This window comes from Corallococcus exiguus, assembly GCF_009909105.1.
Lineage (GTDB): Bacteria > Myxococcota > Myxococcia > Myxococcales > Myxococcaceae > Corallococcus > Corallococcus exiguus.
Genome location: NZ_JAAAPK010000003.1, coordinates 675,752 through 689,659, shown reverse-complemented (window position 1 = coordinate 689,659; position 13,908 = coordinate 675,752). Strand labels below are relative to the sequence as shown.

Here is a 13,908-nt window from a genome sequence, read left to right as displayed (position 1 = left end):
AACCGGTCGCAGCGCTCCTTGGGTCCTACTTGTCGGAGTCGGGCCCGTTGCCGCGCACGGGGCGGCGGGCGGAGGACACGGAGCCTTCGGTGCGTCCTGTCTTCGAGGGCACCTTGGCTCCAACGGAGTCCTCCGACGCACGCACGGCCTTCGCGGCGGAGCGGCTCCCCGTCGCATCCCCGGAGGCCTTCACGGGCTTCGCCGCGGAACGGCTTCCCGTGGAGCCCTCGGGCGTACGGGTCGGCTTCGAGCCATCCGCGCGCACGGCGCCGAACTGGGCGGTGGAGGACCGGCCCGTCTCCGCGCGCACGGCTTCGGGCTTCGCGGTGGAGGAGCGAGCCGAGCCCGTGTCTTCACCGCGCACGGCTTCATGCTTCGCGGTGGAAGCGCGAGCCGGACCCGAGTCCTCGCGCACGGCATCGTGCTTCGCGGTGGAGGCGCGAGCCGGACCCGAGTCCTCGCGCACGGCATCGAACTTCCCGGTGGAGGCGCGAGCCTCGCCGCGCATGGCTTCGTGCTTCGCGGTGGGACGGCGCGCGTCCTCGTCATGCAGGGGCCGCGTGTCCGCGAGGCTCACGCCCGTGTTCTCCCGCGTCTTCACGGGCCGGGCCTCCGGGCGGCTCAGGCCGGAGTTCTCCTTCGTGCGCGACGTCCGCTCCGCGGTGAGCCCCACTCCGGAGTCCTCCGGGGACGCGGCGGCCTTCGTCGACGACTGGCTCACCGACGGCTCTGGCGCGCGCGGCGGCGTCTTCGCGGGGGGCTGCGCCTTGCCCGAGGACGAGGTCGTCCCGGAGGCCGGTGGCTTCGCGGGCGCGGCACTGCCCGGCCGGGCCATCAGGCGCGGGTCGAAGTAGATCATCGTCGGCTCGGCCGCGAAGCGCTCCTCCTCCAGCTCGTCCGAGTACACGTCCCGCATGAACGCCGCCAGGTGCGCGCTGGTGCCGTGCAGCTTCTCCTGCTGGAGGAACTCCTCCAGCGCCAGCTGCAGCTCGCCCGCGGTGGTGAACCGGTCGTCGCGCTTGCGCGCCAGCGCCTTGAAGACGATGGGGTCCAACGACTTCGGAATCCCGGGCACCGCCTCCGACGGCGGGACGATCTTGTGCCCCACGACGGCCTTGAGCGTGGCCATCTCCGTCTCGCGCTTGAACAGGCGGCCGCCGGTCAGCAGCTCGTAGAACACCGTCCCCAGGCCGAACACGTCCGAGCGCGCATCCAGCGGCTCACCCCGCGCCTGCTCCGGGGACATGTACGCGTGCTTGCCCTTGATGGTGCCCACCACCGTCTGCGACAGCTTGCCCTGCGCCTTCGCCACGCCGAAGTCGATGAGCTTCACGCCGCCGTTGAAGCCCACCAGCACGTTCTGCGGGGACACGTCCCGGTGGATGAGCGACAGCTTCCGGCCGGACGGGCTGCGAGCGTTGTGCGCGGCATCCAGGCCGGCCGCCGCCTCCGCGATGATCCGGCACCGCAGGCCCAGCGGAAACCCGCCCGGGTGCGCCGACGCGCGCGGCACCAGTGAGCCCAGCGGCTCGCCGTGCACGTACTCCATCGCGATGTAGTACTGCCCGTCCACGTCCCCCATCTCGTAGATCTGCGCGATGTTGGGGTGGTTGAGCAGCGCCGCGATGCGCGCCTCGTCCAGGAACATCTGGAGGAACTCGTCGTCCTCCGACAGGTGGGGCAACAGCCGCTTCACCACCAGCAGCTTCTGGAACCCTACGGGCCCCTTCTGCCGGGCCAGATAGACGGCCCCCATGCCGCCGGTGGCCAGCTTGCGCAGCAATTCATAGCGGCCGAACGTTTCCACTCCGGCCGTGACGATAGCCGCGTCAGCGCGGATCTCAAAAGCCCGGGCTTCCGCAAAAAACGCGAACCGGGCCGGCCCCCCTGTGGGACCGGCCCGGCCGCGCTGCGTCACGAACCCGTCAACCTAGGGAGTGGCGGCGCAGATGCTGCGGTAGCGGATCTCCACGGCCTGCCCCGGGGTGGGCACGGAGCCCGCCGCGAAGATGACCGCGTTGCGGACCGGGTCGTAGGTCCACTGATCCGCACCCAGCGTGCGGCCGTTCACGCGCACGCTCATCTCCGCGGTGCCAGCCGGCGTCGCGGTGAGGTGGAAGTCCGCCTGCGGCTCACCGGCCTGCTGGATGATGGGGTCCAGGAACCCGCGGTAGTCGCCCTCGCAGATGGAGCCCACGGAGCCGCCCGTGCCCTGGGCCACCGCTGCGAAGCGGTCCGCGCTGGAGCCCGCGGTGGAGCAGGACGTCCCGTTGGGGACGAGCGCGTGCAGGTTGCTGCGCTGGGACATGCCCGTGCCCTTCAGCGTCTGGAGGAACTGGATGTAGCTGTCCGGTCCGAAGCCGGAGTGGTCGTCCTCGTCCGCCAGCACCACCACCGCCATGCGGGCGGCAGCGCGGGTGAAGCCCAGGTTGCCGTCGTTGGGCTGCGGGGTGCGGACGTCGTCGGCCTGCTCGGACAGCGGAGCGGACAGGCCCTGGCGCATCGTCTCCAGGCCCTGCACCAGGTTGTGGCACAGGCCCACTTCGATGTTGGACTGGATGGTGGCCGCCGCGTTGGCGCTGTTGCCGGACACCACGCGAGCGCGGCTGCCGTCCACCGGGAAGAGCCGGCCGGCCTCACCGCCGTTGGCGCCGCCGCCGCACAGCCCCTGGCGCTGCACCAGGCCCGTGCTGGTGACGCCCACGCGCACGTCCACGTTCAGCTCCTTCGCACGCGCGAGCCACCCGGGGACCGCGTTGCGCAGGCGCTGCTGGTAGGTCTCCATGGTGGTGGTGTTGGAGACCACGAAGAGCACGTCCAGCTGGCTGTCGGTGCCCTGCGTGAAGCGGTCCACCTGGATGCCCTCGTGGTTGGTCTCCGCCAGCATCGGGACGAGGAAGCGGTTCGCCTCCGTGTCCGTCTGGAAGTACAGCGGGCTGTAGTGCTGGCCGAGCACGCTGCGGGCGTAGTCCACCTCCATCTCGAAGCCCTCGCCGGGCTGGAGCGTGATGGGCGCCGTCACCGGCGTGAGCAGGGAGAACTGCTTGGACGTGCCGTTGCCGATGATGGCGTCCGACACGGTGAGCGGCTCGCTGCAGCGGTTGGACAGGAACGTCTTGCGCGGCTTCGCCGGGCAGTCGTAGCGGATGGGCCCGAAGTCCACGAAGGACGGCGTGGCCACCAGGCACGACGGGTTGGACACCGCGTGGATGGGCAGCGTCACCGTGGGGTGGGCCGGGTTGTTGACGGTGAGCATCAGCTCGCCGTTGAACTCGCCGCCCGTCGTGGGCGCGCGGAAGGCAATCATGGAGCTGAAGGCCGTGTCGTAGAGCACCACGCCGCCCGTGATGGGACCGCCCGGCATGGTGAACACGCCGCCGCCGTCATTGGACAGGTGCACGTTCTTGATGGCGCACTCGGCCCGGCCCGGGTTGCGGAAGTAGAAGCCCAGCACCGCGCCCCGGCCCGGCACCACGTTGGCGAACTCCAGCGACGGCTGCGGCAAGAGCTCGTACACGCAGGGGCCGGACGTGCGGGCGCGGCCCGTCAGCGTGATGGCGCGCTCCGGCGTGAACAAGTCGTTGGACTGCACGTAGAGCGTGGCGGTGAAGGTGCCCTCGTTCTTGGGCTCGAAGTAGACCTTCAGCTCCAGCGCGTCGTCGCCCGGGTCGATCTGCAGACCGTTGGACTCCAGCGCGGGCCAGGTGCCGGCCTTCCAGGGGTAGTTCTGCGTGCCGCGCGTGGGCGTGGCCACGTCGAACTGCACCGCGTCGCCGTCCGCGCGCACGCCGGTGAAGGTGAGGGGGCCGTTGCTGCCCGCGTTGGTGATGCGGATGACCTGCTCCACCTTGCCGCCCACCGGCAGCTCGCCGAAGTCCAGCGCCACCGGGGCCACGGCCAGCGTGGGCCGGCCACCGCGCGCGTCCAGCATCACGCGCGACTCACGCGCCTTGTCGGACGCGTATGCCACGGTGAGGTTGCCCACGTTGGGGCCGGAGAAGCGCGCGGCGAACTCCATGCGCATCTCCACCACCTCGTTCGGCTGCACCGTGGCGCCCTCCGGCTTGGACAGCGGCGAGAAGGCCCGGTCGCTGGTGGCCAGCGCGGAGATGGTCACCGGGCGCCAGGTGATGTTGCGCGCGCGGGTGAAGGACTCGGTGCGCTCGTGCACCGGAATCTCGTCGAAGGGCACGGGCGCCGGGTCGAACACGAAGGCGCTCGCCACGGAGTTGCCCTTCAGGTCCACCACGGACGGGGTGCACGTCTCGCAGGAGACGACCTCCAGCCGCGCGCCCATCTGCCCCAGCGCACGGGGCAGGTACTTCGTCTTCACCACCTGCGTGCTGTTGGGCGGCACGGTGATGGTGTCCGCGGTGAACGGATCCGCGCTCTCGCCCGCGACCTTCAGGGTCAGCGGCAGGTCCACCGGGTTGGTGACGGTGACCTCCAGCGTGCGGTCGCTGTCCACCTCCAGCGTCTCGTAGTCCAGCACCGGCGGGTTGACGCCGATGCGCGTGGGCGTGCCCAGGCCCATGACGGGCAACTGCTGGAGGGCGCCCACGTTGGCGTCCGTCGTCACGCGCAGCGTCTCCTCCACCGGCCCTTCTCCCAGCGGATGGAAGCGCACCTTGACGACGTGCGACTCGCCCGGCGGCACGCGGCCGCCGCCGTCCGTCAGCTCCACCTGGTAGGACGGGTTGTTGCCCAGCCCCAACGCCTCCAGCGCGGAGAAGGGCACGTAGCCGACGTTGCGGATGCGGACCTCTTTCTCACGCCACTCGCCCACCGGCACCTCGCCGAAGTCGAGCGCGTCCACGTCCAGCACCGCCGTGGCCTTCACCCCGCGCGTCTGGTCCTCTTCGTGACACGCCATCGTCCCTGCCACCAATGACGCCAGCAGGACGATCCGACCCCTCCACCCCATCACCATTGTCCGCTCCCCACCCTTCCCCACCACACGCACACGGATGCCCGGGACACGTGATCCATCTCGGGCTTCCCCTAATCAAGACCCGTGCCGCGCGTAGGGGTTGCTCAGTGCCCCCGGGAAATCAGGGACTTGGCGGACGGTCCAGCGACCAAGTGAGCGCTGGAGGGAAGAGAGGTGCCCTGGAGGGTGAAAGGTTTTTCCTGACCCTTTGCCAAGGAGCACCCCCAACTTTTCAGGTCATGAACCCGACGCTTGATGCACGAAGGCCGCGATCGCGGCGGCGATGGCGGCGGGCTGCTCCAGGTGCACGTGGTGGCCGCCTTCGAAGAGGCGGGGCGGACCGGCCAGCGTGCGCAGGGCGGCCAATCGCCCCTCCATCAGCTCTGGGGCAGGGGACAGGCCTTCGGTGCCGCGCAACAGCTGCACGGGGCAGGTGACGGCGGCCTCCAGCGCCAGCCACTGGGCCTCGTCGTAGCCCTGGCCGAAGCGGCGGCGGTGGCGTGGGTCGAAGGTGAAGGCGAAGTCGCCCTCCGGCGTGCGCCGGGTGCCATGGCGGGCGAAGAGCAGCGCCGCGTCCGGGGAGAGGGTGGGGTTCGTCTGACGCAGGCGCTCCGCGGCGGCCTCCACGGTGGGGTAGCGCTTGCGGTTGGGCGGCCGGCGCGCGTCGTCCAGGAAGCCGCGCAGCCGCTGCACGGCGCCCGTGGGCGGGCCACCGGACGGCCCCAGGCTTTCGATGAGGGTCAGGCTCCTGACGCGCTCCGGGCGCGCGGCGGCGTACGCGAGCGCGACGATGCCGCCCAGCGAGTGCCCCACCAGGTGCACCGGGGGCAGGGCCAGCCCGTCCAGGGTGGCCTCGATGTCCAGCAGGTGGTCGCTGAAGTGGTACGCGGCGCCGGGGCCGGCGTGGCCGCTCTCGCCCATGCCTCGAAAGTCGAGCAGCACCGTGCGCCAGGCTTCGGGCAGGTGCTCGCAGAGCGGATCAAAGCTGTGGGAATGGTCCAGCCACCCGTGAAGCATCAGCACGGCGGGGGCGCCCTGGGGGCCACGCTGCCGCACGTGCAGCGGCAGCCCTTCTGCGTCGACGGTGAGGGATTCGAATGCGGCGGCGGGCACGGGTTTCTCCTCGTGCCTTCACGCCTTACTCCGTCCCCCCGGGTGCTGGCGACCCTACGCGACGGTGCTGGACGACGACGCCGCCGGGCGCGGCGGGCCGCCGGTGTCCGGCTTGCCGAGCACCAGGGCCAGCTGCCGGGCCTGGCTCTCCGTGGCGCAGCGGTACTCCTGGGTCTTGCCGTTGGGCCGGTCGATCCGAATCACCCAGACGTCATTCTCCTTGGTCACCACAGGCGCTTGAGACATGCATTCCCTCCGTGTTCAGAAGAGAAAGCATCCTTCGTGCCGACCTCATGGAAGGAGCCAAATGCCTGATTTCCGGCCATCTCCCACGCCCGGCGACCGAGCAGGTGACAAAATTCGTTCAGCGAGGCGACAAATTTCGGGCGCCCGGGTCGCACTCCTTGCGTAGTCCCCCGGGGCAGGCCTGAGTCGTTGGGATGACAATCAGGGGTCGGCGGGGTCCGGCCACTCCCACGCCGAGCGGTAGCCGCCGTCCGTCTGGGTGCCTTCGATGAAGCGCGCGTAGAAGGGGTGGCTGCTGAGGGTGGCGGAGTCGCCCACGACGAACAGGTGCCGGCGGGCGCGGGTGAGGGCCACGTTCATGCGGCGCAGGTCGTTGAGGAAGCCCAGCTGCCCCTCACCGTTGGACCGGGTCATGCTCACCAGGATGACGTCCTTCTCCCGCCCCTGGAACGCGTCCACGGTGTCCACCTCCACCTCCGGGTGCACGGCCTCCAAGGCCTCGCGCAGGTGGCGGGCCTGGGCGCTGTACGGGGCGATGACGGCGACCTCGCGCGGAGCCAGGCCCAGCGCCAGCAGCTGGCGCACGCGGGCGATGACGTAGGTGGCCTCGCCCGGGTTGAGGAGGGAGTGCGTGGTGGGCTCCACCTCTTCGTCGAAGCCCTTGCCCGCGGTGTCCAGGTAGAGCACGGGCGGTGCGTCCACCTCCGCGCCGGCGTTGAGCACTCCGGGCAGCGTGCGGTCCGCCACGGAGGGGTGGGCGCGCAGCTCGCCGCCGTACATCTCCTGGGAGGGGAAGGCCATGATGGCGGCGTTCATCCGGTACTGCTCGCGCAGCATGCGCTTCACCTCGTCGCCGTGGTCCTTGAGCAGGCGCTCGAAGAGGCTTGTGCCCAGGCCCGCCTTGGAGGCCTCCTGTGACAGCACGGTGGGCGGCAGCTGCTGCGGGTCTCCGGCGAGCACCACCTTGGGCGCGCGCAGGAAGCCCAGCAGGGCCAGCGGCTCGGTGGCCTGGGTGGCTTCATCCAGGAGCGCGCGGTCGAACTCCTCGCCCGCGAGCACGCCGGAGCCCAGGCTCGCGAGCGTCACGCACACCACGTCCGCGCGAGCGAGCACGGCCCTCACGGCCTTCTTCTCCAGCTTGCGCGCCTCGTCCATCAGGTCCTTGGCTTCGGCCGTGGACGAGCGGGCATTGGAGAAGCGCTCGCGGCTGCGGCCCTGGTTGCGCTGGCGCCGCGCGTAGCCGAAGAGGTCGAAGGCTTCGTCGAACAGGTCGCGGCTGACGACGCGGTCCGGGTGCTCCTCCACCACGATGTCCAGCGTGTGCTCCTGCAAGCGGGCGGCGACGCGCGCGGGGTGGCCCACGCGGATGGCGCGCAGGCCCTGCTCCAGGCAGAGCTCCAGCAGGTGGTCCACCGCGGCGTTGCTGGCCGCTGTGCACAACAGTCGCTCGCCGCGCGCGACGGCCTGGGCCGCCACCTCCGCCAGCACGGTGGACTTGCCGGTGCCGGGCGGGCCGTGGATCAGGAAGAAGTCCTCCGCGGCGAGCGCGCGCTTCGCGGCGTCCTGCTGCTCCGGGTTGAGCGGGCGGGTGGGGGTGAAGTCCTTGGTGTTGTCGAAGCGCGGGGGCTCGTTGCCCAGCAGCACCTCGCGCTTGTGTCGCTCCTGGCCCTTGTCCATCGCCTTCACGCGCTGGAGGCCCGCGCGCACGCGCTCGTAGGTGACGTCGTTGGGGACGACGTCCAGGCGCAGGAGGCCTTCGGACAGGTAGGCGGGCGGCTCGCGGTCGAAGGCCAGCTGGATGCGGGTGGAGGTGGCGCGCGACACGAGCGCCTTCGCCGGGTCCTTCACCTCCGCGCGGCGGGGCAGCACCGCCACCAGGTCGCCGTTGGACACGCGCGTGGGCAGCTTGCCCCGGTCCGCGCGGGCGAGCGTGAGGAGGATGCGGCCGCCCAGGCCCACCTCCTCCTCGACGGTCTCCAGGTCCAGCACGGACAGGCCCTGCTCTTCACGCTCGCGCAGGGTGAGCCCCTGCGCGAGCGAAGTCATGCGAGCCTTCTCGGCCTCGCGCTCCTGGGCGAGCAGCGAGCCGAGCTTGTCGAAGAACGAAACGTCACGGGCCATGCCCCGGTCATGCCATCCCGGGGCGCCCGCCGTCACGGCCCGTGTGCCGGACTGTCCAGCCTACTGGCAGGAGTACGTGTACGAGGACGGCGTGCTCCAGGTGCCGTCCGGGTTGATGGCGCGCACGGTGTAGCCGCTCGCCGGGTAGGTGGTTCCCCAGCAGTCGCGGGCGCGCACGTCGTTGCGCAGGGCGGTGCCCAGGTCCCAGTTGCCCACTCGGCGCTGCTTCTCGTACGCGGCCACGCGGTCCACCGCCTCCACCCAGGTGGGGTCCGCCGCCAGCACGTCGCGGCGCTTCTCCAGGAACTTCTGGAGCCACGCCGTCTCCGTGATGCCGTTGTAGCCAATCACCGGCGCCACCTGGCCGCTGTTGCCCAGGGCCGTGTTGGCCTTGCGGATGAGGTCCTTCATGCCGTCGAAGCCGTGGTTGATGGACGCGTCGTAGAGCGCGGCCTTGGTGAGCGCCTGGGTGAGGCCCCACTTCGCGGCCTCGGTGAGGGTGGGCGTGTAATAGAGCGCGTCGCTCACCTGGTCCTGGCACTGCTTGAAGTCCGCCTTGGTGGCGGCGGTGTTGAAGCTGGCCGCCCAGTCGGAGGTCCAGTTGCCTACGGCATCCAGCTCCGCCGTGGACGCCTGGGATTGGCCGGTGGACAGGAAGCGGTTGTTGATGACGGTGAGCGCGTTCCAGTACTTCGCCAGGCGGTTGCCATTGGCTTCGGTGCGCAGGGCCCGGTAGCACTGCACCACCTGGATGGCGTCTCCCGTGCCGGTGCAGAAGCCCGCGCGCCCGTTGGTGTAGCCGCGCCCGTCGTTGATGTTCTCCGAATAGGCGTAGTCCATCGTGGGCGTGTCGTTCTCCCAGATGCTCGTCAGCCCTTCCGCCACCTTCTTCTGGTTCGCGGTGAGGCCGGAACCGCCAGGGGACGTGCCGCCGCAGCTGTCGGACTGGACCTTCACGTTGGTCGCGGTGAAGGACGTGTTGGAGGTGGAGGAGTAGTTGAACGTGTAGGACGCGTTCACGGCCACCGTCAGCGACGACGTGCGCGTGAAGGTGCACGTGCGGCCCGACTGCGTGTGCGTCCAGCCGGGTTGATCATCGTCACACGTCACGCCCGTAGGCACGTCGAGCGCGATGACCGGGTTGGCGATGGCCACCGTCCCCGTGTTCTTGAAGACGAGCGTGCCCCAGTAGTCCGGCCCGTTGTACGTGTTCGTCGTCACCGAGTGCGTGCACGCGCCCAGCGCCTGCGCTGCCTCGGCCATCGCGGGAGACTCCGCGTCTGTCGCCGGGCCACAGCCGCTGGCCAGCGCCACCGTGAGGCCCATCATCCACGTCCGTGAAGCCGCCATGTGCCTGCCCCCGCTTGGGTATGGGGATGCCCGCGCTCGGCGAGCATCCCGGATAGAGCAGGAATAGCTGTTTTTGCTGTGATTCGCCAGGGGCGCTCAGCCCTGCACGTCCGGCAGCGGCAACACCCGCCACAGCTGCGGCTTGTCGTACTGCGGCGGAATCATCCCCAGCGGCCAGCCTTCGGCGGTGAGCTCCGCGTACTGGTACCCGCGCCCTCCGAAGGGGATGCGGGTGCCGGTGCCGGGCAGTCCCACGCCGATGGCCGCGTGCGCGAGCGCATCCGAATAGAGCATCACCGCGTCCACGCCCACCTGCCTGAGCAGCATCAGCGCCAGCACCGCCTTGGAATCGCAGTCGCCCCGGTCCTGCGCGGGCACCAGTCCCGGCGGGACGATGCCGAAGGGCTCGTCGCCGGGCAGCTCGTAGCGGATGCGGCGCACGAAGCCGAGGATGAGCTCGGTGGCCTGCGCCGCGTCCAGGTCACGCTCGCGGATGGAGGTGGCGAAGCGTTCGCCCAGCACGCGCACCGGCTCCGCGTTGCTGCGCATCAGCTCCGCGTAGATGCAGCGCATGTCCGTGCCGCAGCCCGGAGGCGCCACGTAGGTGAAGCGCTCCGGGCCCATGGCTCGGTAGCGCAGTCGCACGCTGTAGTCGCGGTGGGCCTGCGCCAACCCGCGCTCCACCGTTTCGCCCAGTCCGTAGGCCAGCTGCTGACGGGCGGGCTCCATGCCTTCCACGCGCCAGTCATAGGACTTCGCGCGCTCCAGCGGCGTGTCCTCCGGCACCAGCACGATGCCCAGATCCCGCATCGCCTCCTGCGGGTCCGCCGGGGGAACCTCCGTCCCCGGCTGGGGAGGATCCGGAAGCCGGCCCGCCTTCCGGGTCAGCACGAGCTCCCAGCTGGCGAAGGCCATGAGCGCGCCCATCAGCACCAGCGACAGCAGCGTCTTCCACGAGCGCACGGCCATGGCGGCTTCAGGCGGGCGCGCGCAGCACGCCAGTGGGCAGCTGCGGGAAGGGGATGAGTCCGTTGAGCGCGGCCTGGAGGCCCGGCGCGGTGAGCAGCGCGATGACCAGCAGGAAGGCGCACAAGAGGAGCGCGGCGGCGATGTTGCCCCTGCGCACCTCCGCCAGCTCCTCGATGCCCGGCGTCATCTTGTCGAACAGCCGCACGCCCAGGGCGAGCACCGCCACGCCCACCGCCAGCGACAGCGCCACGTGCACCAGCGCCAGGCCCATCAGCTGGAGCACCGAGACGGCGGACACGGGCGGGTTCTGCACCGCCAGGTCCACCGCGTCGCTGGTGGCTTTCAGTGCGTGTTGCACGAGCAGGCCCAGCGACACGAGGCTCGTCGCGTGCACCAGCCCGGCGGCGACGTTGCCCTGGCGCAGCTCCTCCACGGGGTGGCTGTCCAGGAGGCGGCTCAGGCCGCGCATGCTCAAGCCGATGCCGAGCGCGGCCACGAGTCCACCGAGGACGACCTTTACGAGTCCGACGACGAAGAGGATGAGGTCCATGGGGCGCCGGGGGACTGTAGCGGAAGTCCCCCTCGCCGCCACGGCTCATGGCTCACCCGCGCGGCTTGCCGTCCTTCAGACGGCGGCTGAGCGTCCAGGCGAGGGCGACGAGCGCGACCCAGCCCATCGCCGACTCCGGGCTGCTGCCCACCGAGCAGCCCAGGCCCTGCCGCATGCCGCTCGTCGGGTCGTACTCCACGGTCAGCTGGAAGTTGCAGAGCGACGCGTTGCCGGCCGCGTCGATGGCGGTGACCTGCACCGAGTGCAGGCCCGGCGCGAGCGGCGTGCCCACGACGGGGCTGTAGAGGAGCTCCGCTTCGGAGACGCTGTCGCTGGCGCTGGCGGACGGGTACTCCGCGCGGGTGCCGGACATCACCGCGGTGGTGAGCGTCTGGTCCTCCGGGCAGGTGAGCACGGGCGGGCGCGAGTCGCGCACCCGGACCTGGATTTCGCACGTGCTGCTGTTGCCCGCGTCGTCCGTGCTGACGACGGCCACGCGGGTGAGGCCCAGCGGGAACAGGTCGCCGGACGCGTGCGTGCTGGTGACGGTGACCTGGCTGGAGATGCTGTCGCCAGGCGTGAGGTCCGGCCAGAACGCGTGCGCGCCCTCGGGCCCTTCCGCCTCCACGCGGACCTCGTTCACCTTGCAGGCCCGGCCGGGCGCCTGGTTGTCGCGCACGGTGATGGGGAAGGAGCAGGTGCTCTCGTTGCCGGACGCGTCCCTCGCCGTCACGTTCGCCTGGGTGGTGCCCAGGGGCAGCACGCTGCCGTTCGTCGGGCTGAAGGTGATGACGACGTCCCGGCTCGTCTCATCCCCGATGCCCAGGTCCGGATAGTAGAAGGTCGTGCCCCGGGGCGACTGCGCGTTCAGGATGAGCGCCGTCGGGCAGCTGTGGATGGCCGGCGCCGTCAGGTCCCGCGACGTCAGCACCGTGGTGCAGTACGTGAGGCGGCCCTGCGCATCCCCGGCCTGGTAGGTGATGGCGATGGGCAGGTTGAGCGGAAGCAGGTGGCCGTCAATGAAGGTGGTGCGGATCCACGCCTGCTCCGGTCCGGTGCGCAGCTCGGGCCGGTAGTGGATCAGGTCCGTGCCCTCCGGACGGTTGGATGGCATGTCCTGGGCGGCCGGGCACAGGAAGGTCGGCGCCGCTTCATCCTGCTCCATGCGCCACAGCGCATGGGGCGTCCACGGGTCTCCGGCCGTCGTCAGCAGCGCGCCCTGGAACGGCACCAGCCCCGTGGGCAGCGCGAACTCCTTGCCCGACGGCAGCCGCGTCAGCCGGGACGTGCCCGCGTCGGTGCCGTCCGTGCGCCACAGCTCGCTCGCCCCCGTTTCCGTCGTCACGATGACGGCGAGCCCTTCCTCCCACGGCGCGACGCCGCGCACGGACTCATGCCCGTACGCGGTAGGGTGCGGCAGGCGCCGGGTGCCCGCGGCTGTTCCGTCCGTCACCCACAGCGAGTCCCCAAGCGTGGCTCCCCGGGACACGAAGTAGAGGCGGTTGCCCGCCGTGACGAAGAACTGGCCAGAATAACCGTGGAGCATCGCGTTGGGCAGCTGCGCCAACTGCTGCGTCCCCGCGTCAGTGCCGTCCGTGCGCCACAGCTGGGAGGCCTCCTCCGAGCTGCGCACGAGGAAGACGAGCGCGTCGCCCAGGGCGGCGAGCACGGTGGGCATGCGGCCCGTGGCGGCGGTATTGAAGCCCTTGACGAGCACGGTGCCGGCCTCCGTGCCGTCGGACTTCCAGACCGCGCGGCCATGCTGGCCGTCATCCGCGGTGAAGTAGAGCGTGTCGCCCACCGCGGTGAGGTTCTCGGGATACGCGTCGCCGACGCCGGCCTTGATGTCGCGCACGAGCGTTGTGCCCGCTTCGGTGCCATCCGTGCGCCACAGCTCGAAGCCCAGCTCGTTCTCCGCGGCGAAGAAGACCGTGTCCCCCACGCGCGCGAAGCCCCCGGCGTTCGCTCGGGCGAAGCCCGGGTAGATGTCCTTGATGGGCACGGTGCCCTCGGCCGTGCCGTCCGACCTCCAGAGGTCGGCTTGCGTGTCCGCCGGAGCGAAGAGCACGGAGTCCCCGAAGACGAAGACGGGCGTCTGGGAGGCGATGCCATGGATCGGGCCGGGGTTGAGCTCGCGCGTGACGTAGGTGCCCTCGCGCGTGCCGTCGCTCGTCCACAGCTCGCGTCCGGTCTCCGCCGACGTCGCGATGAAGAACAGGCGGTGCGGCGTGGCGCGCAGCGAGCCCGGGTCGATGCGCGCACCCGCGGGCAGCAGCTCCTCCTGTACGGAGCGGGTGCCCGCGGACGTCCCGTCCGTCACCCACAGCTCCCGGACGTCGGATCCGGAGCCGGCGTTGCCCGGGGTGGCGAGGAAATAGAGGCGCCCGTTCAGCTCGACGGTGGGCCGCGTGTCAGGCCCCCGGGAGTCCAGCTCCAGGCGGGGCTCGGAGAGGACGTCCGCCACCCGGCGCACCGTCATCGGATCCATCTGGACGGAGGAGCTCTGCGCGAACGCCGGGGCCGCGCCCACCGCCAACGCCAACGCCGAAAGCCACGCACGACCGCTGACCATCCCCATGCCCGCCTCCACGCCCGCCTGCCCGCCAACTGTCCTGCTGGGGGCGCACCG

The 13,908-nt window shown here is 70.9% G+C and carries 9 protein-coding genes; all 9 read right to left on the bottom strand.

Annotation, left to right across the window (positions count from 1 at the left end; genetic code table 11):
- Positions 1-25: 25 nt before the first annotated feature.
- The 9 genes from GTZ93_RS43255 to GTZ93_RS14240 all read right to left on the bottom strand — a co-directional run bounded on the left by GTZ93_RS43255 (position 26) and on the right by GTZ93_RS14240 (position 13,857).
- A complete protein-coding gene (locus tag GTZ93_RS43255) occupies positions 26-1,807 on the bottom strand; it encodes a serine/threonine protein kinase (RefSeq protein WP_276528815.1) in 1,782 nt (593 codons plus the stop codon).
- A gap of 123 nt (positions 1,808-1,930) precedes the next feature.
- Positions 1,931-4,930, bottom strand: a complete 3,000-nt coding sequence (locus GTZ93_RS14275; protein ID WP_139923497.1) for a choice-of-anchor D domain-containing protein — start codon at positions 4,928-4,930, stop codon at positions 1,931-1,933.
- 237 nt (positions 4,931-5,167) lie between these two features.
- The gene (locus GTZ93_RS14270; RefSeq protein WP_139921926.1) at positions 5,168-6,043 is read right to left on the bottom strand and encodes an alpha/beta fold hydrolase; all 876 of its coding nucleotides are present in this window, start codon (positions 6,041-6,043) and stop codon (positions 5,168-5,170) included.
- A 54-nt stretch (positions 6,044-6,097) separates the two neighbouring features.
- Positions 6,098-6,289, bottom strand: a complete 192-nt coding sequence (locus GTZ93_RS14265; RefSeq protein WP_139921924.1) for a hypothetical protein — start codon at positions 6,287-6,289, stop codon at positions 6,098-6,100.
- A 201-nt stretch (positions 6,290-6,490) separates the two neighbouring features.
- Positions 6,491-8,410 carry an AAA domain-containing protein gene (locus GTZ93_RS14260; protein WP_139921922.1) on the bottom strand — a complete coding sequence of 640 codons (1,920 nt, stop codon included), beginning with the start codon at positions 8,408-8,410 and terminating at the stop codon, positions 6,491-6,493.
- A gap of 60 nt (positions 8,411-8,470) precedes the next feature.
- Positions 8,471-9,760 (bottom strand): chitosanase, encoded by a 1,290-nt coding sequence (locus GTZ93_RS14255; protein ID WP_139921921.1) that lies wholly within the window; start codon positions 9,758-9,760, stop codon positions 8,471-8,473.
- 96 nt (positions 9,761-9,856) lie between these two features.
- Positions 9,857-10,729, bottom strand: coding sequence for a hypothetical protein (locus GTZ93_RS14250; protein WP_139921919.1), 873 nt, complete (start codon positions 10,727-10,729; stop codon positions 9,857-9,859).
- Positions 10,730-10,736: 7 nt separating this feature from the next.
- On the bottom strand, positions 10,737-11,279 hold the full coding sequence (locus tag GTZ93_RS14245) for a DUF350 domain-containing protein (protein WP_139921918.1): 543 nt from the start codon (positions 11,277-11,279) through the stop codon (positions 10,737-10,739).
- 52 nt (positions 11,280-11,331) lie between these two features.
- On the bottom strand, positions 11,332-13,857 hold the full coding sequence (locus tag GTZ93_RS14240) for an HYR domain-containing protein (protein ID WP_139921916.1): 2,526 nt from the start codon (positions 13,855-13,857) through the stop codon (positions 11,332-11,334).
- Between the last annotated feature and the right edge of the window lie 51 nt (positions 13,858-13,908).